Source organism: Kitasatospora sp. NPDC008115, from assembly GCF_042957205.1.
GTDB lineage: Bacteria > Actinomycetota > Actinomycetes > Streptomycetales > Streptomycetaceae > Kitasatospora.
In genome coordinates this window covers 1-20,877 of sequence record NZ_JBIBHU010000041.1, presented here as the reverse complement: position 1 = coordinate 20,877, position 20,877 = coordinate 1, and the positions used below count along the sequence as shown (strand labels likewise).

Here is a 20,877-nt window from a genome sequence, read left to right as displayed (position 1 = left end):
CGGGCGGGCGTCAGAGGGTGACGAAGCGGACCGTCCGGGTGGTGGGGTCGGCGGTGGCGAGCCTGGCGGTGATCCGCGCGCCGAGCGGGAGCGCGGTGGGGGGCGAGGCGCCGTCCGGGCGTTCGCAGCGGGCCCGGACGGCCGGTTCGCGGAGCTGGACGGTGCCGCGGCCCGGCCGCTTCTCGTCCACGTCGATGACCACCGCCCGGAACTCCTCCCCCACCCGCCCGGCCAGCAGCTCCGCCTCCACCAGGTCCACGCAGGCCCGCTCGACCTCGGCCGCCCGGCGCTCGCCGCCCGCCATCAGCCCGGGCACGGTGGTGAGCGCCTCGCGCACCCAGTCCGGCACCCGCTCCCCCGCCGCGACCGCCGCGCAGACCTCCTGCGCGTACCGGTCCGCCAGCCGGCGCAGCGGCGCGGTGCAGTGCGCGTACGGCGCGGCCAGCGCGGCGTGTGCCGGGTCGGCGGGGGCGGGCACGCCCCGGCTCTCGTCGAAAGCGTGGTAACCGGCGCCGCGCAGCAGGCCGGTGCACTCGTTGAGGAAGGCGGCGTGCAGCGGGCGCTCCGGGTCCAGCGAGCGGACCAGGTCCGGATAGGGCAGGCCCTCCGGCCAGTCGACGTCCAGCGCGTCGGCGGTGCGGCGCAGCCGCTCGTACGCGGCCGGCGGGGCGGCGGGCAGGGTGCGGAGCAGGCCGACGCCCGCGTCCAGCATCAGATCGGCGGCGGCCAGGCCGGTGAGCAGCGAGATCTGGGCGTTCCAGCCGTCGGCGGGGCCGGCCGCGCGGTAGCCGAGGGCGTAGCCGCGCGCGGTCTCCTCGATCTCCTGCTCGGGCACCGGCAGGCTGATCCCGCCGCGGGCGCGCTCGCGCTCCTCGCGCAGCCGGCCGACGGTGGCGAGCAGGCCGAGCTGTTCGTCGGCGCCGCCGGCGTCCACGGCGCGCTGCACGGCGGCGTAGTCGAGCCTGCGCTGCGAGCGGACGGCGGCGCGGCGCAGGTCGGCGAGGACGACGGCGCCGTCGGCGTCCAGGTCGAGCTGCCAGAGCAGGGCGGGGCGCACCTCCCCGGGCAGCAGGCTGGCCGCGTCCTCGGAGAGCCGGGCGGGGTGCAGCGGCACCCGGCGGTCGGGGAAGTACAGGGTCTGCACCCGGCGGCGGGCCTCCTCGTCGACGGCGCCGCCGGGGCGGACGAAGGCGGCGACGTCGGCGATCGCGTAGTGGACGCGGTAGCCGCCGCCGGGGCGGTGGGCGAGGTGCATGGCCTGGTCGAGGTCGCGCGAGCCGGGCGGGTCGACGGTGAACAGCGGCAGGTCGGTGGCGTCGTACTCGGGCATCCGCGGCGAGCCGGCGGCCTCCTCGGCCTCCGCCAGCACGGCCTCGGGCCACTCCGCCCGGATCTCCAGCCGGGCGCGCAGCTCGGCCAGCTCCTCGTTGATCCGGGCGGAGTCGGCGGCCTTGACGCGCAGCTTTCGGCGGGGCATGGGGGCAGCGTAGGCCGCCCGGCGCGCCGCCGCCCGTCGGCGCGGGTCAGCGCCCGAGGAGGGTGCGCAGGTCCGCGGCGGCGAGGGTGAGGCTGTCGTCGTAGCCGCCGGTGGCCAGCCGGAGGATGAAGGCGACGGCCTCGTCGGGGCCGGGGTCGGTGTAGGGCTCGTTGTTGTAGTCGAGGAACAGCGGCATCGCCTCGAAGGCGGTTCGCTTGTTGCGGTCGATCAGGGGGTGGTTGCGGGCGAGGCTCTGGCCGAGTGCGGCGGCCTTGGTCCACAGGTCGGGGTAGGCGTCGGCGCCGAACAGGCTCGCCCGCGGCCGCCCGAGGGCGGAGTGCAGGGCGTCGAGGTCGCGGATGTTGCGCGGGCCGCCGGCGAGGTAGCCGACGTCGTCCAGGTCGAGGTAGTCGATCACAGGTCCTTCAGCCTCTCCAGGGTCTCCGCGTTGGCCTCGCGGATGCGGTGGACCAGGGCGGTGCGGCGCTCGGCGCGGGTGGCCGGGGGCCGCGCGGCGGGGGACTCCTCCACGGCGTCGTCGTCGCCGGGGACGCGGTCCAGGGGGTACGGGGTCATCGCGGCACGCTCCTCGGTCGTCACTGCCGGTTCGGTCGGACAGTAGGGCCGGCGGGCTCGCGGCGGCCATCGGTTTTCCGCCCGGGGACCGGCCTGTAAGGGGTCGTAGCGTGGGTGTCGTCAGGGAATCGGCGGGGACGGAGGTCCGGGTGATGGGTGCGGTGACGCGGGGTGTGGGTGTGGCGGTGGCCGGGGGGCTCGCGGTGGCCGGGGCGCTGCACGCGGTGTGGACGGTGACGCCGTGGCCGCTGCGGACGCCGGAGGAGTTCGCGGACACCGTGGTCGGCACGGGCGAGGGCGTCCCGCCGGCGGCGGCGTGCGTGGCGGTGGCCGGGGCGCTCGGGGCGGCCGCGTACCTGGTGGCGGCGGAGGCCGGGGTGGCACCGGCGGTGGGGCCGGCGCGGGTGCGGCGGGCCGGGGTGCGGACGGTCTCGGCGGTGCTGCTGGCCCGCGGGGCGGGCGGGCTGGTGGTGTCCGGTCTCGGGCTGGGCGCGCGCAGCGAGCGGTTCCGGCGGATGGACACCCGGTACTACGCGCCGCTCTGCCTGGCGCTCGGTGCCGGAGCCGCGGTGACCAGCGGTTTCCCGGGGCGGGGGTGGGTTGCGTAGGGTGGCGTGGTTCGTGGCCGTGGAGTGTGGAGGAGTCCGTCGTGCTGGTGCTGTTGCCGCCCTCGGAGGGGAAGGCCGCGTCGGGGGACGGTGTGCCGGTGGCGCTCGACGGGCTGTCGCTGCCCGGGCTGACGGCGGCGCGGGCGGAGGTGCTGGAGGCGCTGGTCTCGCTGTGCCGCGGGGACGAGGACGCCGCCGCCGGGGTGCTCGGGCTGAGCCCGGGGCTGCGCGGCGAGGTGGCGCGCAACGCGGGGCTGCCGACGGCGGGGGCGTTCCCGGCCGGGCAGGTGTACACCGGGGTGCTGTTCGACAACCTCGGGCTGGCGACGCTGGACGAGGCCGCGTACGGCCGGGCCGAGCGGAGCCTGCTGGTCTTCTCCGGTCTCTGGGGCGCGGTGCGGATCGATGACCGGATCCCGCCCTACCGCTGCTCGATGGGCGTGAAACTCCCCGGACCGGGGGCGCTCGGCGCGTACTGGCGGCGCGCGATGGCGGATGTGCTGCCGGAGGTCGCCGACGGCCTGGTGCTGGACCTGCGCTCCTCCGCCTACGCGGCGGCGTGGAAGCCGGCCGGCGAGGTGGCGTCCCGGACGGCGACCGTGCGGGTGCTCCAGGAGCGGGACGGCCGGCGGACCGTCGTCAGCCACTTCAACAAGGCCACCAAGGGCCGGCTGGTCCGCGACCTGCTGGTGGCGGGCGCCGAGCCGAAGACTCCGGCCGAGCTGCTGGACGCGCTGCTGGGGCTGGGCCACCGGGTGGAGGTCGCCGCCGAGGGCACCGCGCGCAAGCCCTGGCAGCTGGACGTGGTGGTCACCGAGGTGCACTGAGGCACCGGACGCGCGGGACCGAAGGCCAGGGACCAAGGACCGGGGACCGGGGACCGAAGGCCGGTCGGACGAATCCGACCGGCCCCCGGCGTTCTCAGCGCAGGTGCCCGGTGTCGTTGAGCAGCCGCAGCGAGGCGTTGCCGTCGGCGTAGTACTGGACGGCGCAGAACGAGGCGGCGGACAGCTCCATCCGGTACAGCGAGTCCGGCGGGGCGCCGAGCGCCAGCCGGACCAGCGTCTTGATCGGGCTGACGTGCGAGACCACCAGCACGGTCTTCCCGGGGTAGCGGGCGAGGAGCTTGTCCCGGGCCACCCCGACCCGGTGGGTGAGGGTGGCGAAGCTCTCGCCGCCGCCGGTCGGCCGGGCCTTGGTGGAGCCGAGCCACGCGGTGAGGTCGTCCGGGTACCGCTCCCGCGCCTCGGCGAAGGTCAGCCCCTCCCAGGCGCCGAAGTCGACCTCGCGCAGCCCCTCCTCGTAGCGGACGTCGAGGCCCAGCCGGGCGGCGACGGCCTCCGCGGTCTGCCGGGTGCGCCGCATCGGCGAGGCGACCACGGCCTGGATCGAGCCGCGCGCGGCGAGCGCCTCGGCGGCCCGCTCGGCCTGCCAGCGGCCCTTCTCGGAGAGCTCCGGGTCGGTGCCGCCGCTGCCGGAGAACCGCTTCTCCGGGGTGAGGTGCGTCTCGCCGTGCCGGAGCAGGACGAGGGTGGTCGGGGTGCCGAGGTCCGCGGGGGCGGCCCAGCCGGCCTTGGGCGCGGCGGTCTCCAGCGGCTCGGGCTCCTCGGCGGCCTGCGCGGGTGCGGCGGCGGGCCGGGGCTCCCACTGGCGGCCGGCCTTGCCCGCGTCCATCGCCTCGTTGGCGAGCCGGTCGGCCTCCTTGTTCTTCTCGCGCGGGATCCAGGTGTACTGGACCGTCCCGCGCGGGAAGACCTCGCGGGCCTCGGCGGCGAGCGGCCGCATGTCCGGGTGCTTGATCCTCCACCGGCCGGACATCTGCTCGACGACCAGCTTGGAGTCCATCCGGACGTCCACCGAGGCACCCGGGTCGATCTCCCGGGCGGCGCGCAGGCCGGCGATCAGCCCCTTGTACTCGGCCACGTTGTTGGTCGCGTGACCGATGAACTCGGCCGTCTCGGCCAGGATCTGCCCGGTGTCGCCGTCGCGGACCACCGCGCCGTAGCCGGCCGGCCCCGGGTTGCCCCGGGAGCCGCCGTCCGCCTCGACGACGAACCTGCGCGCCGCCACCGGCTCAGACGCCGGAGTCGGCGGTGCGGACCAGGATCCGCGAGCAGTTCTCGCAGCGGACCACCTTGTCGGCCGGCTCGGCCTTGATGGAGTTGAGCTCGGTGATCGAGAACTCGGTGCGGCAGCCCTCGCAGCGGCGCTGGTACAGCCGGGCCGCGCCGACGCCGCCCTGCGTCTCGCGCAGCTTGCCGTAGAGCTTCATCAGGTCGGCGGGGATGACGGCGGCGACGGCCTCGCGGTCGCGCTTGACCTTCTCCACCTCGGCGTCGATCTCGGCGTACGCGGCGTCCCGGCGGCCCTCGGCCTCGGTCAGCACGACGGTGGAGTGCTCCAGTCGCGCGCCCAGCTCGGTGACCCGGGTCTGGGCGGACTCCAGCCGCTCCATGATCTCCAGCACGACGTCCTCCAGGTCGCCCTGGCGCTTGGCCAGCGAGCCGATCTCGTGCTGGAGGTTCTCGAGGTCCTTGGGCGAGGTGATCGCGCCGGAGTCCAGACGCTGCTGGTTGCGGGCGGCCCGGGTGCGGACCTGCTCCACGTCCTGCTCGGCCTTGGTGAGCTCGCGGGTGGTGTCGCCGTGCTGGGCCTGGGCGGCGACCACCAGGTCCTTGAGGGCGGTGTGGTCGGCGGTGACCTTGTCGATCTCGGCGTGCTCGGGCAGGCTGCGCCGCCGGTGGGCCAGCTGGTCGAGCTTGGAGTCGATGGCCTGGAGGTCGAGCAGGCGGATCTGGTCGGCGGGCGCGGCGTTCAAGCGGAGAGCTCCTGTGAATCGGGTCAGGCGGGGAAGGACATGGGGGCGTGCGCGGTCCACGGGTCGGTGACCGTGCGGGAGACCCGGGTCTCCACGGTCCAGCCGTGCTTCTCGGCGGCGCCGTGCAGCGCCCGCTCGGCCAGCGGCAGCCAGGGCCACTCGGTGGCCCAGTGCGCGGCGTCGACCAGCGCGACCGGCGCCGCCTCGGCGGCCTCGGAGGCCGGATGGTGGCGCAGGTCGGCGGTCAGGTAGGCGTCCACGCCGGCCGCGCGCACCTCGGCGAACAGGCTGTCGCCGGAGCCGCCGCACACCGCGACCCGGCTGACCAGGCGGTTCGGGTCGCCGGAGACCCGCACGCCGGCCGCGGTGGCCGGCAGTCCCCTGGCGACGTTCGCGGCGAACACGGCGAGGGTCAGCGGGGGCTCCAGCAGGCCGACCCGCCCGGTGCCGCGCCGGCCCAGCGGGTCGGTCGGGTCCGGGACGAGCGGGCCGGTGACGGTGACGCCGACGGCCTCGGCGAGCGCGTCCGAGACGCCCGGGTCGGCGTGGTCGGCGTTGGTGTGCGCCACGTGCAGGGCGATCCCGTTGCGGATCAGGGTGTGCACGACGCGGCCCTTGAAGGTGGTCGCGGCGACGGTGGTGGTGCCGCGCAGGTACAGCGGGTGGTGGGTGACCACCAGGTCAGCCCCCCACTCGACGGCCTCGTCGACGACCGCCTGCACGGGGTCGACGGCGAACAGCACGCGGCGGACCTCGGCCTGAGGGTCTCCGCAGACCAGGCCGACGGCGTCCCAGGACTCCGCCCACCGCGGCGGGTACAGCTCTTCGAGGGCGGTGATGACGTCGGACAGTTTCGGCACCTGTCGAGACTACCGTGCGCGCGGGCGGCGGCGGTCCGCCGGTTCTCCGGCCGCGGTGGCCCGCGGGCGGCTCGCGGGTCCGTTCCCACTGGCGGGCGCAGGCGTACGGCTGCGCGTCAACCTGCGGTGGCGGCGCGCGCGGGCGGGCGGCGCGGCCCCGTTCGACCGGCGCGCGAGCGCGGTTCGCACCGGGGGACGGGGCGTGCGCCGCGCACACCGGGACGTTCGCACGAATTCGAAACGACACCGGGATCACCCTTACGAGTGAAGTGACCGGCTTCGGATTGAGCATCCCTCGCTACCGAACGTAACTTCACTTCTGCGAACGGGAGTTGCCCGGACGGTGCCCAGGCCGATCACCCGGCGGGGGGCCGGGAAGGCGCTCCGCCGGACGTACCGGCCCCGGTGATCAGGACGGACCGGGCCCGCGGCGGAGGCGGCCAGGACGGCATACCCGGCGCATTTCCGAGGAACCGATTTCAGGCCGTGGCCGCGCGCCCCGGTGCCGGAGCAGTGGGCACCGACGGGGCGCGACGGCACCGGACGAAGGGATGTGGTGACGAGTGGGGGCGGACACATCGCTGCGTACGGCCGGAGGCACGGACTCGGCGGACCGCGGGCCGGATGCGGCCGGCCAGTGGTCGGAGATGACGCGGACGGCGCTGGCCGCCGCCGGGGGCCGGGGAGGCGAGGGGGACGCGCGGGCCGACGGGCAGGCCGGCTGGCGCGTCACCGTCGAGGGCTTCTGGTGCACGGCCAGGCCGTCCGCGGACGGGCTTCCCGACGAGGGCTGGAAGCTGCACGTCAGCGCCGCCTCGGCGGTCGGCGGCGCGGTGCTCGCGGCCGTCACCGAAGTACTCGCGGAGGACCCGTGCGCGTTCAAGTTCGCGGCCGGGCCCGAGCAGCTGCACCAGCTCAACTCGCGCAACAGCGACCGGGGTTCGGCCGGCAAGTTCATCACCGTCTATCCGGGCGGCGAGGCGCGGTTCCGGCGGCTGGCCGCCGCGCTGCACCGGGCCACCGACGGCCTGCCCGGTCCCGTGGTGCTCTCCGACCGGCCGTACCGGCCGGGCAGCCTGGTCCACTACCGGTACGGGGCCATCGCGGCCCGCGCCGAGCTGGGCAACGACGGCGGGTACCGCTCGATGCTGCGCGGGCCGGGCGGCGAGCGGGTCGAGGACGTGCGCGGGGCGTCGTACCGGTGCCCGCCGTGGGCGCGGGACCCGCTGACCAGCGTCGACGGGTCGAGGGCGCAGGGGGAGGGCGGCCCGGGCTACCGGCCGGGCGCGGGACGGCCGACGGCGCGGCGGCGCGGCAGCGGCGGGGTGCTGCTGGCCGGGCGGTACGTGGTCACCGGGGCGATCCGGCACGGTGCCAAGGGCGGCGTCTTCCTCGGCCGGGACACCGACGGCGGCGCCGAGGTCGTGGTCAAACAGGCCCGCGCGCACATCGAGGTGGACCGCGCCGGCACGGACGCGCGCGCCGCGCTGCGGCACGAGGCCGCCCTGCTCGCCCGGTTGGAGGGCCAGGGGCTGGCGCCGCGCCCGGTCGAACTCGTCGAGCAGGACGACTCGCTCTTCCTCGTGCAGGAACGAATCGCCGGACAGCCGCTGGGCGCCTGGGTCGCGTCCCGGCTGCGCCGCGACGGCAGCCCCGACGTCGACTGGGCCGAGGCCGGCCCGATGGCCCACGCCCTGCTCGACCTCGTCGAGCGGGTCCACGACGAGGGCCTCGTGCTGCGCGACCTCTCCCCCGGCAACGTCCTCGTCCAGCCGGACGGCTCGCTGCGGCTGGTCGACCTGGAACTGGCCGCCGAGGCCGGCAGCCGGGCAGGTTCGGCCGGCACCCCCGGCTACCGGGCCCCCGAGCAGGGCCCGGGGCGGCTCGTCCTGGTCACCGGGGACGCCGCCGGCGCGCCGGGCGGCCGGCGGAGCGGCCCCTTCGCCGGACTCGCGGCGGGCCGTGGCGGGGACGGCGTCCGCACGGCCGAACCGGAGGCCGACCTGTACGCGCTCGGCGGGCTCCTCTTCCTCCTCGCCACCGGCCACGACCCGCTGCTGCCCGAGGACCTCCCGCACGCCCGCCCGGTCGCCGACCGGCTGGGCCGCTGGCTCGCCCTCGCCGCCCGCTTCGGCGCCACCGCCCACCGGCTCGCCCCGGCCGTCCTCGGCCTGCGCGCGGAGGAGCCGCGGGACCGCTGGAGCCTGCACCGGGTCCGGGAGTCCCTGACGGCCGCCGCCCCCGCCCCCTGGCCGCAGGCACCGGAGCCCGCCGCCGAGGAGATGCCGGAGGGCGAGCAGCCGGCCGGCGTGTGCGTGCCGCTCGCTTCGTTCTGGGACACGGAGGCTCCGGGAGCACCCCACAACGGAGGCGACGCCCCGCCCGCCGCCCGCGAGACCCACCTCAGCGCCCCCCGCACCATCGGGGAAGGCTCCCCCGGCGCCGGTGTCGACGATGCGCCGCCGCCTCCGAAGGCCGCCCACCCCCAGCGCCCCGCCGGCGAACACCCCCGCAGCCCCGGCACCCACGACACCCCGCCGGCCACCCAGCCCGCCGGTTCGCCCACCCAACACCGGAACGCCGACGCCGACGTCAGCAACCTCGACACCCCCGGCACCCACGACACCCCGCCGGCCACCCACCCCGACAGTTCGCCCACCCGCCACGGCCGAGCAGGCCGCGCCGCGAGCGGTGACCACGCGGCGGCCGTCCTCGACCGGGTGCTGCACGACGGGCTGCGGCTGCTCGCCGTCACCGCCACGCCGTCCCGGCGGGACCGGCTCTGGCCCGTGGTGCCGGCCGGCGAGCGGTCCGACCCGTGCAACGTCCAGCACGGCGCCGCCGGGGTGCTGGCCGTCCTCGCCCGGGCCGCCGCAACCACCGGCCTGCCCGAGGACGTCCGGGAGACCGCCCGGACGACCGCCCGCACCGCCGCCGACTGGATCGAGCGCCGGTGCGCCGCCGAGCCGGTCGTCCTGCCCGGCCTGCACTTCGGCCGGTCGGGCGCCGCCTGGGCACTGCTGGACACCGCCCGCGCACTGGGCGACGACGCCCTGGCCGGGCGAGCGGCCGAGCTGGCCGGCCGGATACCGGTCGAGTGGCCCAACCCGGACGTCTGCCACGGCGCGGCCGGTGCCGGCTTTCTCCAACTCCGATTTGCAACAGATGATGCGAAGGACTCTTCGGCGGGACCCCGCTGGTTCCTCGGCCGGGCGGTCCGCTGCGGCCACGCCCTGCTCGCCGCCGCGCAGCAGGCGCCGTACGGCACGGTGTGGCCGGTGCCGCAGGAATTCGACTCGGCGCTCGCCGGGATCACCCACCTCGGCTACGCCCACGGCGTCGCGGGGGTCGGCGCCTTCCTGCTGGCCGCAGCCGGAGCGACCGGCGACGGCCCGCTCCTCGACGGAGCCCGCGCGGCGGGCCGCACACTCGCCGCCACCGCCCGCCTCGACACCTCGGCCTCCGCCGAAGCCCCGGCCGCCTGGTGGCCGCAGAGCGCCGACGACCCCGGGCACGTCCGGCTGGCGCACTGGTGCAGCGGCTCCTCCGGCGTCGGCACCTTCCTCGTCCGGCTCTGGCGCGCCACCGGCGACGCCGACGCACACCGGCTCGCCGTGGCCGCCGGCCGGGCGGTGACCGCCGGGCGCTGGCACAGCGGCACCACCGCCTGCCACGGCCTGGCCGGCAACGGCGAGTTCCTGCTCGACCTGGCCGAGGCCACCGGAGACCCCGAATTCCACTCAGCCGCAGGCCAGTTGGGTGACCTCATCGAAGCCCGGTCGGCCCTGCGCGACGGCCTGCTCGTCCTGCCGGACGAGACCGGCACCGGCTCCGCCCCCGCGTACGGCACCGGGACGGCCGGGGCGCTGGCCTTCCTCCTCCGACTGCGGCACGGCGGCCCACGGCTCTGGACGGACCCGGTCCCGACCCTGACTTCGGCCCCGGCCCCGAATCCGAATCCGAACCCGCCCGGGACGGTGGCGACATGACCGTGGCCACCCGCGCCACCACCCGGGCGCTGCGCCGGCTCAGCTTCACCTTCTCCGCCGACGGCGGCCACGCCGCCTGCCTCGCCGCCGCCGCCGACGGCGGCTGGTACGTGGAGAGTTGGCACCTCCCGACGGCCGGGCCGGCCACCCCGACCGGCCTGCACCTGCCCGCGAACCGCTTCGAGAGCTTCCGCTCCCAACTGGTCGCCCTGCCCGACGGTTCGGTGCTGGTCTGCCGGCACGACGGCGAACGGCACGACCTGGTCACGCTCCACGCCGCCAACACTCCCGACGGCCAACCATCGACCGCCGAAAGGCTGTTGGCCACCCTGCGGATGCCCGGCCTGCGCCTCCTGCCGCTCCCGGCGGGCGCGCCGTCCGGCCCCGGGGCGCCGGTCGCGCTGGCCGTCGGCAGCGACACCCGGCCGGCCACCACGGTCTGGCTGGTGCGGGCCGACGGCTCCGCACCGCAGCAGGTCGCCGAGATCCCGGGCCTGCACGGCGGGGGCGTCTGGCTGGACCACACCGGCGCGCTGCTGGCGCTCGACCGGGTACGCGACGGCCTGGTCCGCACCGTGGCGCTCGACCTGCGCACCGGCGGCGTCACCCCGCTGCTGGAGATCGGCGAGCGCAGCAACGACCGACTGGTGCTGTTCGACCCGGACAGCCGGTTCGCGATGGTGCGCAGCGACGCGCCCGGCGCGGACCGGATCGGCTGGGGCGTCCTGGGCGGCGGCGAACCGCTGCGGTTCCCGGAGGCCCTGCACGTCGCGGGCATGTTCCTGCGGCCGGTGGCGCTGCGTCCGGGCGAGGACGGGGCCCGGGTGGCCATCCAGGTCGACCACGGCGCGGGCTGCTCGCTCGCGCTGTGGCGCCCGGCCGCCGGGCGGCTGGACCCGTTGCCGGTCCCGCCCGGGCGGATCGGCGCGGTGGGGAGCTGGTCGGCGGGCGGGCTGCGGGTGCCGTACTCGGCGCCCGACCACCCGACCGCGCTCGCCACCCTGGACGTGGACGCGCTGCTGGCGCACGACCCGGCGGCCACCGTGTCCGCCCCGGCGCCGATGCCGCTGCCGCTGCAACTGGCGCCGCTCGGCTCCGGACTGCCCGGGCCGTGGCGGGACACCGTCCTGCCCTGGCGGCCCGGCGCCGTCGGCCGCGCGAACTCCAGTGCGCCGCCGCCCGGTTGGCGCCTGGACGGCTCCGCCGAACCGGGTGACGGCGGGCGTTGGCATCCCGCCCAGAGCCTCGAACTCGCGGGACCGGCCGGGCCGCTGGAGGCCGTGGTGTACGGCGGGGACGCCTGGCTGAGCAGCCCGCACCTGGTGCTGGCGCTGCACGGCGGACCGGCGGACGCCTGGCGGCTGGAGTTCGACCCGGCCCTGCAACGGATGGCCGCCGAGGGCCTGGCCGTGCTCGCGCCGAACCAACGCGGCTCCACCGGCTACGGGTTGGCGCACGCGATGGCCATCCGGGGCGCCTGGGGCGGGCCGGACCTCGACGACGTGCTGTACCTGCTGGAGGCCGTCGCCGGCCAGCGGGCCGCGCTGGGCCTGGAGCCGCCGGCCCTGTTCGGGGTCAGCTACGGCGCGTTCCTCGCCCTGCTGGCGACCGCGCACGCGCCGGCCGAGCACGTGACGCGCTGCGCGGTCGTCGCACCGTTCCTGTCGGGTGCCCGGCTGCTGGCCGAAGCCTCGTCCCCCGTCCGGGCGCTGACCACCCGGCTGGGCGGCGGCGAGCCGATCGCGGACGCCCGGGGGCCGCGCGACGTGCTCCAGCTCGCGCACCGGATCGGGGCACCGCTGCTGGTCGTGCACGGCGACCGGGACGAGGTCGTTCCGGTGAGCCAATCACGTTCGCTGCGGCACGAGTTGCTGAGGATCGGACGCACGGAGGGGACCGACTTCCGCTACGTCGAGGCGGCGGGGGCCGGGCACGAGGTCCTCGCCGAGGAGGGCGGCGCGGTGCTGCACGAACTGCTCGCCGCATTCCTCCGCACCGGCCGCCCGGGGTAGGCCCGCGCCGAACCCACAGACTCCCCGGCCCTGCACGGCCGGGGGAACCACCCCACGGCGGCGGACCGAGCCGCCCGGGGTCACCGAAAGGCGCCCGCACCGCACCTCGCGACGGGCGCAACCATCAATGGGGAGGAACCCGATCATGGAGAACATGGTGGACTTCGAGACCGACCTCGCGGCCTTGCAGGACCTGCCGGAGACCGAGTCCGTCCAGCTGACCGGCCACGGCGGCGGCTGCCAGTACACCTGTCTCATCCTGACCTGCCTGATCTTCACCATCAGCTAGTGATGAGGATCGGCAAGTAGCACGACCACCCTGCTGCCGTCTTCGCCTGTCCGGACAGGCGAAGACGGCACAGCACCACCCCCACGGGAAGCCGGGTCCGTCGGCTCTTCGCTCCGGGGTGGTTCGGGCTGGAGGCGGGCGGGTGAGTGCGCTGATCGGGGACGTGCCGGTGCCCGGATGGGCGGGGTGATCTCGATAGGATCTCGCCCGCCCCGGCGGTTAAGGTGGCGGCCGGGGTACGGACCGCGCCCAGGATGTGCCGGCCGGGCGCCGAAGCATCTGCACCCTCGCAAGGAAATGACGATTCTGATGTCCGACACCCTCACCGACCCCGACGAGACCACGGCCGAGGACACCGCGTCGCACGGTCGCCACCGCGGCCCGTCGGCCGCCGACGACAGCCCCGAGGCCGATCCGCACGGCCGTCACCGGGCCGCCGCCGACCAGGGCTGAGCGACCTCGCCGTGGGCCCGCCGGACGTCGTCCGGCGGGCCCACCCCGTTCAGCCCGGCATCACGACCGTCCGCAGCGCCTCGCCGCTTCGCATCTGCGCGAGCGCCTCGTTGACCTCCGCCAGCTCCACCCGGTGCGTGATCATCCCCGCGAGGTCGATCCGCCCGGCCCGCCACAGCTCCACCACCAGCGCGGCGGTGCGCACCAGCGGCGCGCCGCCGTACAGCGAGGGCAGCAGCCGCTTCTCGTTGAAGAACAGCTCGCCCATGCTGAAGCTCGCGAGGTCGTCCTGCGCCCCGGCGCCGATCACCACGACCGCACCGCCGCGCCGGGCCGCGCCGTATCCGGCCCGGACGGTGGACGAGCGGCCGACCGCCTCGAAGACGTAGTCGAAGCCGCCGTCCGGCAGGCCCTTGGCCGCCGCCTTGAGGTCCTCGGGGGCGAGCGCCTCGGTGGCGCCGAAGGCCAGCGCCCGCTCCCGGCGGGAGACCACCGGGTCGACCACGGCGATCCGGCCCGCGCCGCAGACCCGCGCGCCCTGCACCGCCGCGACGCCCACCCCGCCGGCGCCGATCACCGCGACCGACGAGCCCGGCTCGACGCGGGCCGTGTGGACGGCGGCGCCGATGCCGGTGGTCACGCCGCAGCCGATCAGCGCGGCCAGTTCGTACGGGAGGTCGGCCGACACCGGGACCAGCGCGTCGCGCTCGACCACCACCTCCTCCGCGAAGGCGCCGGTGCCGTAGAAGCCGGACGCCTCACCGGACGCCTCACCGGAGCCCGAGCCCGAGCCTGAGCCGGCACCGGACCCCGAGCCGAAGCGGAAGTTGGGCGCGCCGAGCCGCCGCAGGCTGGCCACGCAGAGGTGCGAGCGGCCGTTCCCGCAGTGCGCGCACCGGCCGCAGGGCGCCATCCAGCAGAGCACCACGCGGTCGCCGACGGCGAGGTCCGTCACCCCCTCGCCGACCTCGACGACGTCCCCGGCGCCCTCGTGGCCGGGGACGAACGGCGCGGGCTGGGGCAGGACTCCGTTCATCGCCGAGAGGTCGGAGTGGCAGAGGCTGGCGGCGCGCAGCCGGACCCGCACCTTACCGGGACCGAAGCCCACGGCCTCGACGTCGTCGCGGACGTCGAGCGTCTCCTGACCGGTCTTGTGCAGGATGGCTGCGCGCATGGGGCTGCTCCGGGGTCCGTCTCGGATCGCTGGTCGGGCCGATTCTGGCACGGCGCGCGGGGGCGGAGTAGAACACGTTCCACCCGCGCCCCTCGAACCGGTGAAACCCGGTGGTTCGAAGGGTTCCCCCAGGTCCGGGGCGCCTGGCATGATCAGCCGCCGTGCCGAACCCCGCCGCTCCGCTGCCTCCCGCGCCTGCGCCCGCGCCCACGCCGTCCGCCTCCGACCGTCCCCGCTCCTGCCCGGCGTGCTCCGGGCCGATCGACCCCGACCCCCGGTTCACCGCCTGGTGCCCGGCGTGCGAATGGAACCTGGTTCCCGCCGAGGAGGCCGCCGAGGAGTGCGCCAGGTCCGCGAAGGAGCAGGCCCGGGAGCGGGCGGCGGCCGAGCGGACCGAGCGGCTGTTCGAGGAGGTGGTGGCCGGCCGCGGCGACATCACCCGCCGCGACTGGCTCGCCGCCTCCGCCTTCGCCGTCCCGGTCCACGCCGTCACCGTCGCCGTGGCGGGGGCGGCCGCCTGGCTGCTCGTCACCGGCAACACGCCGCTGCGCTGCCTGGGCGCGCTCCTCCTCGCCGTCGCCTTCCTGCTCCGGCCACGGCTCGGCCGGGTGCCGAGCGGCACGGGCGTGCTGAGCCGGGCCGAGGCCCCCGCGCTGTACGGGCTGACCGACCGGGTCGCCGCCGGGCTCGGGGCGCCGCCGGTCGGGGTCATCCGGGTCACCGAGGACTTCAACGCGTCCATGGGGGTGGTCGGGCTGCGCCGGACGTCGGTGCTCACGATCGGCCTGCCGCTCTGGGAGGCGCTGGACGACCAGCAGCGGGTCGCGCTGCTCGGGCACGAACTCGCCCACCGGGTCAACGGCGACAACCGGCGCGGCCTGTGGCTCGGCTCGGCGATGGGAGCGCTGGCGCACTGGTACGACCTCTCCCGGCCGCGCGAGCGGGCTCAGGGAGGGTACGGCGTGGTGGCGCTGCTGTCGCTGATCGGGGACTACATCGGCAATGCCTTCCTGCGCCTCGTCAGCCAACTCCCCTACCGGGCCTACCTCTTGCTCGACCGGCTCACGGCGCGGGCCGGGCAGCAGGCCGAGTACAAGGCCGACGAGTTCGGCGCCCGGGTCGCGTCGACCGAGGCGGCGGGCGGGATGCTGGAGACGCTGCTGCTCGGCCCGGCGACCGGGACGGTGACCATGCGGCTGCGCGCCGAGATCCAGTCCCGGCCGCGGTCCGGGCGGCGGGACGCCGCTCCGGGACCGGACGTGACCGCGCTCTGGCCGCAGTTGCGCGCGCACCTGGCCGCGATCCCGCCGCTGGAGCGCGAGCGGCTGCTGCGCCGCTCGCGCAAGGACGGCCACACGGTGGACGCCTCGCACCCGCCGACCCATCTGCGGCTGGCGCTCCTCGGCCGCCGCACACCGCTCCCGGCGGCCGTCACCTGCGCGCCGGACGAGGCCACCGCCATCGCTGTCGAACTCGCCCCGCACGGCACCCGGGTCGCCCGCGTCCTGCTCGCGGGCTGACCGACCACCGCGCGTCCGCCGCGCTCGCCCGGTCCCGGAGTAGGAAGTCGGCCAGTCCGACTTCCTACTCCGGGACCGCTCCGCGTCCCGAGCTGCACGGGTTGGCATGCGAAAAATATGTCGACCGATCTACTGATTCGGGTCTGAATATCTAGACCGTCCTGCATATTTCAGCGTTGATTAGGTGGATCGGTCTACATATTCCGCCCGCCCGCGCGCGGCGGGAGGAAGCGAGGGCCCAAAGGGCGAGGGCGGCGCGCCCTGGGGGGTGGGCCAGGGGCGAGGGCGGCGCGCCCTGGGGGGTGGGCCGGAAGCGAGGGTCCGAGGGCAAGGGTCCGGGGGCAAGGGTGCGAGGGTGGCCGCCGCCCCGGGGCGTACCGTCGAGTAGGGTCCGACGGCGACCAGCAACACACCGGTACCCCCGTCGAGGAGCAGCACCATGTCCGACCTCCTGGAGACCCCGCGCCCCCGGCCCGAGGTGCTGGCCGCGTTCGAGGGCGCGACCGGGTTCATGCCCGTCGACGAGGGCCTCGCGCTGTACGCCGCCGCCGTGACCGCCGCGCGCCGGACCGGGCTGCCCGTGCTGGAGATCGGCACCTACTGCGGCCGCTCCGCGATCCTGCTGGCCGACGCCGCCCGGGAGGCCGGCACCGTCGCGCTGACCGTCGACCACCACCGCGGCTCCGAGGAGCAGCAGCCCGGCTGGGAGTACCACGACCCGACGCTGGTCGACCCGGAGGTCGGCCGGATGGACACCCTCCCCAGGTTCCGCCGCACCCTGCACGCGGCGGGACTGGAGGAGCACGTGGTCGCGTTGGTCGGCCGCTCGCCGCAGATCGCGGCGCTGTGGGGCGGCCGGCTCGCCCTGGTCTTCATCGACGGCGGCCACACCGACGAGCACGCCACCGCCGACTACGAGGGATGGGCGCCGCACCTGGCGCCCGAGGGCCTGCTGGTGGTCCACGACGTCTTCCCCGACCCGGCCGACGGCGGCCAGGCCCCCTACCGGGTGTACCTGCGGGCGCTGGACGAGGGCTTCGAGGAGGTCTCGGTGACGGGTTCGCTGCGCGTCCTGCGCCGCCGCGCCGCCCTCTGAGCGGCACCCCCGCGCGACCCGGCGCCGGCCGGGGTGTCCGGAATCGGCCGACCGTGCCCACGGACGATCACGGATGCTCTAACGTCGTGCCGGGGCCGTCGGGCGGGGGCGCGAACGGTACGGTGTCCGCGCGGTCGCGGACGCCCGCGATCGCGGCACGGCCGCATGACACCAGCAGAGAGCATCCGGGCGGAGCGCACCCGGGCCGACCGTGGGGGCCAGCACAGATGACGGACCAGCAGAACACCGCTCCGGCGGTCTGGGACCCGACCGCCCGGGGCGGTGCGGGCGGCTGGGTGCGTGGTCCCCAGCAGCCTTCCGCCCCGGCGGCTCCCGCCGCGCCCGCCGCGCCGCCGACCGCCCCCGCCGCGCCCTCCCGCCCCCCGCAGCCCCCCGTCGGACCGTCGGCCGGACCGCCCGCCGACGACGCCCCGACGGCCTTCCTCCCCAAGCCGGTGCCGCCGCGGCCCGCCGCCCCCGGCCCGCTGCCGCCCCGGACCGACCCCGCGTTCCCCCAGGCCGCCCCGGCCGCCGGCCCGTCCTACGGCGCGCCCCACCAGCCGCCGCAGGCCGCGTTCCCTCCCCCGCCCCAGCAGGGCTACGGCGCCCAGGCCCCGTACGGCCACCCCGGCCACTACCAGCCGGGACCCCCTCAGCCCGCGCAGCCGTCGCACGAGTACCCGCAGCACGACTACCCGCAGCACGAGTACCCCCAGCGCGACTACCCGACCGGCTACGCCGAGCCCGACGACGAGGACCGCACCGGCAGCCGGCGGGCGCCGCTGCTGATCGCCTTCGCCCTGCTCTTCGTGCTGGCCCTGGGCGGCGGCGTCCTCTGGGCGGCCCGGGACAAGGGCCCCGACACCGACCAGGCCGGCCCCGCGGCCCCGTCCGCCGCCGCCACCGGCGGCGCCGACGCGTCCGGGAACCCTCCGCCCGCCCCGGCGCCCGGCGGCTCGGCCGGCGCCCCGACCCCGGCCGCCTCCGACAGCGCGCCGGCGAGCGCGACGCCCAGCCCGACCGCGACCACCGGCGGGCCCAACGCGCAGGCCCAGGCCAAGGCCCTGGACGAGCTGCTCAGCCAGGGCGAGAGCGCCAAGGCCCCGATCGGCAACGCGGTCGCCAAGGTGAACAGCTGCCCGGCCAAGCCCGACATCGACGCCGCCGCGCAGGTCTTCGACAACGGCGCCAAGCAGCGCGACGAGCTCCTCGCCAAGCTGGCCACGCTGAGCGCCACCGACCTGCCGGGTGGCGCGGACGCCGTGCAGTCGCTGAAGTCCGCCTGGCAGCTGTCCGCCGACATCGACCGGGCGTACGCGAGCTGGGCCCGGACGGTCGCCGGCCAGGGCTGCTCGGGCAGCGCCCCGAACACCGCCGACAAGAAGCGCGCCGACGAGCTCAACCCCAGGGCCACCCAGGCGAAGAAGGACTTCGTGACGAAGTGGAAGGTGATCGCCGACCAGTTCGGCTTCACCGCCCGTACCCAGGACCGGATCTGACCCACCCGTGACTCGCACCACCCGCCACCGGGCCGCGCGGACCGAGCCGGCCGGACCGACCGGGCCGGCCCGCCCGACGGACCCGGTCGACGCCGCGGCCCCCGCGAACGACGCACCCGACAACGCCCCCGACAGCGACACGCCCGACGCTCCCGACGACGCCCCCGCCACCCCGCGCCGCCGGTCCCCGCTGCTGCGCACGGTGACCGCCGCCGCCGTGCTGGCCCCGCTCGGCCTGGCCGGCTGGCTGGGCTGGCAGGCCGTCGGCGGCCCGGACCGGGGCACCCCCGACGCCGCCCCGGCCCCCGCCGCGACGAGCACCGACACGCCCGGCCCCGCCGACACGGGCCCCGCCACGGCCCCCACCGCCGGCGCCGCCACCGACCCCGCGTTCCCCGCCCCGGCCCCCACCGCACCCGGCGCACCCAACGACCCCACCGTCGCCCCCACGACCGCCACCACCCTGGCCGGCCGCACCGTCCTGCTCGACCCGGGCCACAACACCGGCAGCTTCGCCCACACCGCCGAGATCAACCGCAAGGTCGACATCGGCAACGCCCGCAAGGAGTGCGACACCACCGGCACCTCCACCAACGCCGGCTACACCGAGGCCGAGTACTCCCTCGACGTGGTCCGCCGGACCCGGGCGATCCTCGCCGCCCGGGGCGCCACCGTGGTGCTGGTCCACGACGGCGACCGCCCCTGGGGCCCGTGCATCGACGAGCGCGCCCGGGCCGGCAACACCGCCCACGCCGACGCGGCTGTCTCGGTGCACGGCGACGGAGGCCCGGCGAGCGGCAGCGGGTTCCATGTGATCATGCCCGCCAAGGTGGTCGCGGGGAAGGCGAACACCTCGGCGATCGTCGACCCCTCGCACCGGCTCGGCCTCCTGCTGCGCGAGAACTTCCACCGGGCGACCGGCGAGCCCTACGCCGACTACACCGCGAGCCAGGGCCTGGACACCCGCTCCGACCTCGGCGGACTGAACCTCTCGACCGTCCCCAAGGTGTTCATCGAGTGCGGTAACATGCGCAACCCGGCGGACGCCCGCCGGATGACGGATCCTCAGTGGCGCCAGCAGGCCGCCCAGGGGATCGCCGACGCGCTGACGGCGTTCCTGACCACCCGGTAGGAGCCCGCGGAGCCCGGTGCCGTCCAGGGCGGAGCCCGGCGGGCCGGAGCCGGAAACCACCTGGTCGGAACCGCGTGGTTTGCAACGACTTCGCCCCGTTCCCGTGCCCTGCCGTGCACCCGCGCGGCCGTTGGCCCTAGGCTTCTGGTCCGTTCGGGGTTTTCCGGCCGGTCAGCGGACCGGGCGGGCGCCGACACCACACCGGCCGAGCGCCGGAACCTAAAACCGCCGACCACGACACACCAACGAGGGGAACGTTAGTGAATCTGCGCGCTCTCACCAAGGGAGACGCCGCCGTCGCAGGTGCGGCCGTCCTGCTCTTCATCGCCTCCTTCCTGCCGTACTGGACCGTCGACTGCAAGGGCAAGTACTGCGGCGACACCTCGACGAACGCCTGGGACAGCGTCCTGTTCCCCGTCCTGCCCTCGGTCTTCCTGCTCGGCATCCTCGCCGCGGCCCTGATCCTGGTCCAGCGCTTCCAGGGCCAGGCCGCCGCCAACCGTCAGATCCTCGGCCTGCGCCTGGACCAGTGGGGCATCGCCTTCTCGGTGGCCGCGCTCTGGGCCGCGCTGTGGTCGCTCGGCGGCGGCCTGGAGGGCATCGGCCACGGCATCGGCGCCTGGCTCGCCGTCATCGCGCTGATCGTCCTGGCCGGTGCGGCCGCGGGCGGCCAGCTGATCCCCGTACTCAAGACCCCGCTGGTCACCGACCGTCCGGCCGCCACAGCCGCCTTCCCGCCCGGCGGCGGATACCCGGCCCCGGGCCAGCCCGGTCAGCCGGGTCAGCCCGGCCACTACGGCTACCCGGGCCCGGGCCAGGACCCGAACCAGGCGCAGTCCCCCGCGTTCGCCGGCCAGCCCGGCGGCTACGGCTACCCGACCCCGCAGACCGGCCAGCCGGTCCCGGGCCAGGGCCAGCCGCAGGACGTCGCCGCCCAGCAGGCCCAGCAGGCCCAGGCCCAGGCCGCGGCCGCGCAGGCCGCCGAGGCCGAGGCCGCCCGTCAGGCCGCCGCCCAGCAGGCCGCGCAGCCGCAGCCGGCCCCGGCCGCCGACTTCGCGCCGTTCTGGTTCGCCGTCCCGGCGCCGCGCCAGCTGGCCCCGAAGGACAACCCGGCCGGCGCCCCGGTCGGCGAGCTCGTCCCGGGCACCTGGTACCTGGCGGTCGAGCAGCGCGGCAGCGCGCTGGTCGCCCAGCTCCAGGACGGCACCCAGGGCGTGCTGGCCGACACCTCGGGCATCCAGCGCGGCTGACCCCGTACGGCGAAGGGGCGGGACCGGAGAGGGTGGTTTCTAGCGGTTGTCGCAACACGTGGTCGGTTGTCTAGGCCGCGATGAGTCTATGCAGGCGCTCGGCTGGGGTTTCCCAGCCGAGCGT

The 20,877-nt window shown here is 76.5% G+C and carries 18 protein-coding genes; 11 read left to right on the top strand and 7 right to left on the bottom strand.

Annotated elements, in window-relative coordinates; translation table 11 throughout:
• Positions 1-10: 10 nt before the first annotated feature.
• From ACFZBX_RS34475 to ACFZBX_RS34465, 3 genes are read right to left on the bottom strand one after another with little or no spacing between them, the layout of a single operon-like run.
• Positions 11-1,477, bottom strand: a complete 1,467-nt coding sequence (locus ACFZBX_RS34475) for an RNB domain-containing ribonuclease (protein ID WP_391537750.1) — start codon at positions 1,475-1,477, stop codon at positions 11-13.
• A gap of 46 nt (positions 1,478-1,523) precedes the next feature.
• Positions 1,524-1,895: a type II toxin-antitoxin system death-on-curing family toxin gene (locus ACFZBX_RS34470; protein WP_391537749.1), complete on the bottom strand. Its 372-nt coding sequence runs from the start codon at positions 1,893-1,895 to the stop codon at positions 1,524-1,526.
• Positions 1,892-2,053 (bottom strand): hypothetical protein, encoded by a 162-nt coding sequence (locus ACFZBX_RS34465; protein ID WP_391537748.1) that lies wholly within the window; start codon positions 2,051-2,053, stop codon positions 1,892-1,894. The genes ACFZBX_RS34470 and ACFZBX_RS34465 overlap by 4 nt, the downstream gene beginning before the upstream one ends.
• Positions 2,054-2,205: 152 nt before the next feature.
• On the opposite strand from ACFZBX_RS34465, the gene ACFZBX_RS34460 reads away from it, so the two are divergent.
• Positions 2,206-2,661: a DUF3995 domain-containing protein gene (locus tag ACFZBX_RS34460; RefSeq protein ID WP_391537747.1), complete on the top strand. Its 456-nt coding sequence runs from the start codon at positions 2,206-2,208 to the stop codon at positions 2,659-2,661.
• Between the two features lie 41 nt (positions 2,662-2,702).
• Positions 2,703-3,488, top strand: coding sequence for a peroxide stress protein YaaA (gene yaaA / locus ACFZBX_RS34455; RefSeq protein ID WP_391537746.1), 786 nt, complete (start codon positions 2,703-2,705; stop codon positions 3,486-3,488).
• 94 nt (positions 3,489-3,582) lie between these two features.
• On the opposite strand, the gene ACFZBX_RS34450 is transcribed toward yaaA, so the two are convergent.
• The 3 genes from ACFZBX_RS34450 to ACFZBX_RS34440 are packed head-to-tail and all read right to left on the bottom strand — an operon-like array spanning position 3,583 to position 6,339.
• Positions 3,583-4,731 carry a bifunctional RNase H/acid phosphatase gene (locus ACFZBX_RS34450; RefSeq protein ID WP_391537745.1) on the bottom strand — a complete coding sequence of 383 codons (1,149 nt, stop codon included), beginning with the start codon at positions 4,729-4,731 and terminating at the stop codon, positions 3,583-3,585.
• Between the two features lie 4 nt (positions 4,732-4,735).
• Positions 4,736-5,479, bottom strand: a complete 744-nt coding sequence (locus tag ACFZBX_RS34445; protein WP_391537744.1) for a zinc ribbon domain-containing protein — start codon at positions 5,477-5,479, stop codon at positions 4,736-4,738.
• A gap of 23 nt (positions 5,480-5,502) precedes the next feature.
• On the bottom strand, positions 5,503-6,339 hold the full coding sequence (locus ACFZBX_RS34440) for a Nif3-like dinuclear metal center hexameric protein (RefSeq protein WP_391537743.1): 837 nt from the start codon (positions 6,337-6,339) through the stop codon (positions 5,503-5,505).
• 647 nt (positions 6,340-6,986) lie between these two features.
• On the opposite strand from ACFZBX_RS34440, the gene ACFZBX_RS34435 reads away from it, so the two are divergent.
• The 4 genes from ACFZBX_RS34435 (at position 6,987) to ACFZBX_RS34420 (ending at position 13,082) form a co-directional block, all read left to right on the top strand.
• Positions 6,987-10,328, top strand: a complete 3,342-nt coding sequence (locus ACFZBX_RS34435; protein WP_391537742.1) for a lanthionine synthetase LanC family protein — start codon at positions 6,987-6,989, stop codon at positions 10,326-10,328.
• On the top strand, positions 10,325-12,340 hold the full coding sequence (locus tag ACFZBX_RS34430; protein WP_391537741.1) for an alpha/beta fold hydrolase: 2,016 nt from the start codon (positions 10,325-10,327) through the stop codon (positions 12,338-12,340). The genes ACFZBX_RS34435 and ACFZBX_RS34430 overlap by 4 nt, the downstream gene beginning before the upstream one ends.
• Before the next feature lie 145 nt (positions 12,341-12,485).
• The gene (locus ACFZBX_RS34425; RefSeq protein WP_391537740.1) at positions 12,486-12,629 is read left to right on the top strand and encodes a VenA family class IV lanthipeptide; all 144 of its coding nucleotides are present in this window, start codon (positions 12,486-12,488) and stop codon (positions 12,627-12,629) included.
• A 297-nt stretch (positions 12,630-12,926) separates the two neighbouring features.
• Positions 12,927-13,082, top strand: a complete 156-nt coding sequence (locus ACFZBX_RS34420) for a hypothetical protein (RefSeq protein WP_391537739.1) — start codon at positions 12,927-12,929, stop codon at positions 13,080-13,082.
• 49 nt (positions 13,083-13,131) lie between these two features.
• Here the strand turns inward: ACFZBX_RS34420 and ACFZBX_RS34415 are convergent, their stop codons facing one another.
• Positions 13,132-14,256, bottom strand: coding sequence for an alcohol dehydrogenase catalytic domain-containing protein (locus ACFZBX_RS34415; RefSeq protein ID WP_391537738.1), 1,125 nt, complete (start codon positions 14,254-14,256; stop codon positions 13,132-13,134).
• A gap of 161 nt (positions 14,257-14,417) precedes the next feature.
• Between ACFZBX_RS34415 and ACFZBX_RS34410 the strand changes: the two genes are divergently transcribed.
• The 5 genes from ACFZBX_RS34410 to ACFZBX_RS34390 all read left to right on the top strand — a co-directional run bounded on the left by ACFZBX_RS34410 (position 14,418) and on the right by ACFZBX_RS34390 (position 20,753).
• A complete protein-coding gene (locus tag ACFZBX_RS34410; RefSeq protein ID WP_391537737.1) occupies positions 14,418-15,776 on the top strand; it encodes a M48 family metalloprotease in 1,359 nt (452 codons plus the stop codon).
• A 439-nt stretch (positions 15,777-16,215) separates the two neighbouring features.
• Positions 16,216-16,872, top strand: a complete 657-nt coding sequence (locus tag ACFZBX_RS34405) for a class I SAM-dependent methyltransferase (protein ID WP_391537736.1) — start codon at positions 16,216-16,218, stop codon at positions 16,870-16,872.
• A 227-nt stretch (positions 16,873-17,099) separates the two neighbouring features.
• Positions 17,100-18,371 carry a hypothetical protein gene (locus ACFZBX_RS34400; RefSeq protein ID WP_391537735.1) on the top strand — a complete coding sequence of 424 codons (1,272 nt, stop codon included), beginning with the start codon at positions 17,100-17,102 and terminating at the stop codon, positions 18,369-18,371.
• Positions 18,372-18,378: 7 nt separating this feature from the next.
• Positions 18,379-19,503: an N-acetylmuramoyl-L-alanine amidase gene (locus ACFZBX_RS34395; RefSeq protein WP_391537734.1), complete on the top strand. Its 1,125-nt coding sequence runs from the start codon at positions 18,379-18,381 to the stop codon at positions 19,501-19,503.
• Between the two features lie 260 nt (positions 19,504-19,763).
• Complete coding sequence (locus ACFZBX_RS34390) at positions 19,764-20,753, top strand: hypothetical protein (protein ID WP_391537733.1); 990 nt, start codon at positions 19,764-19,766, stop codon at positions 20,751-20,753.
• Positions 20,754-20,877 lie beyond the last annotated feature (124 nt).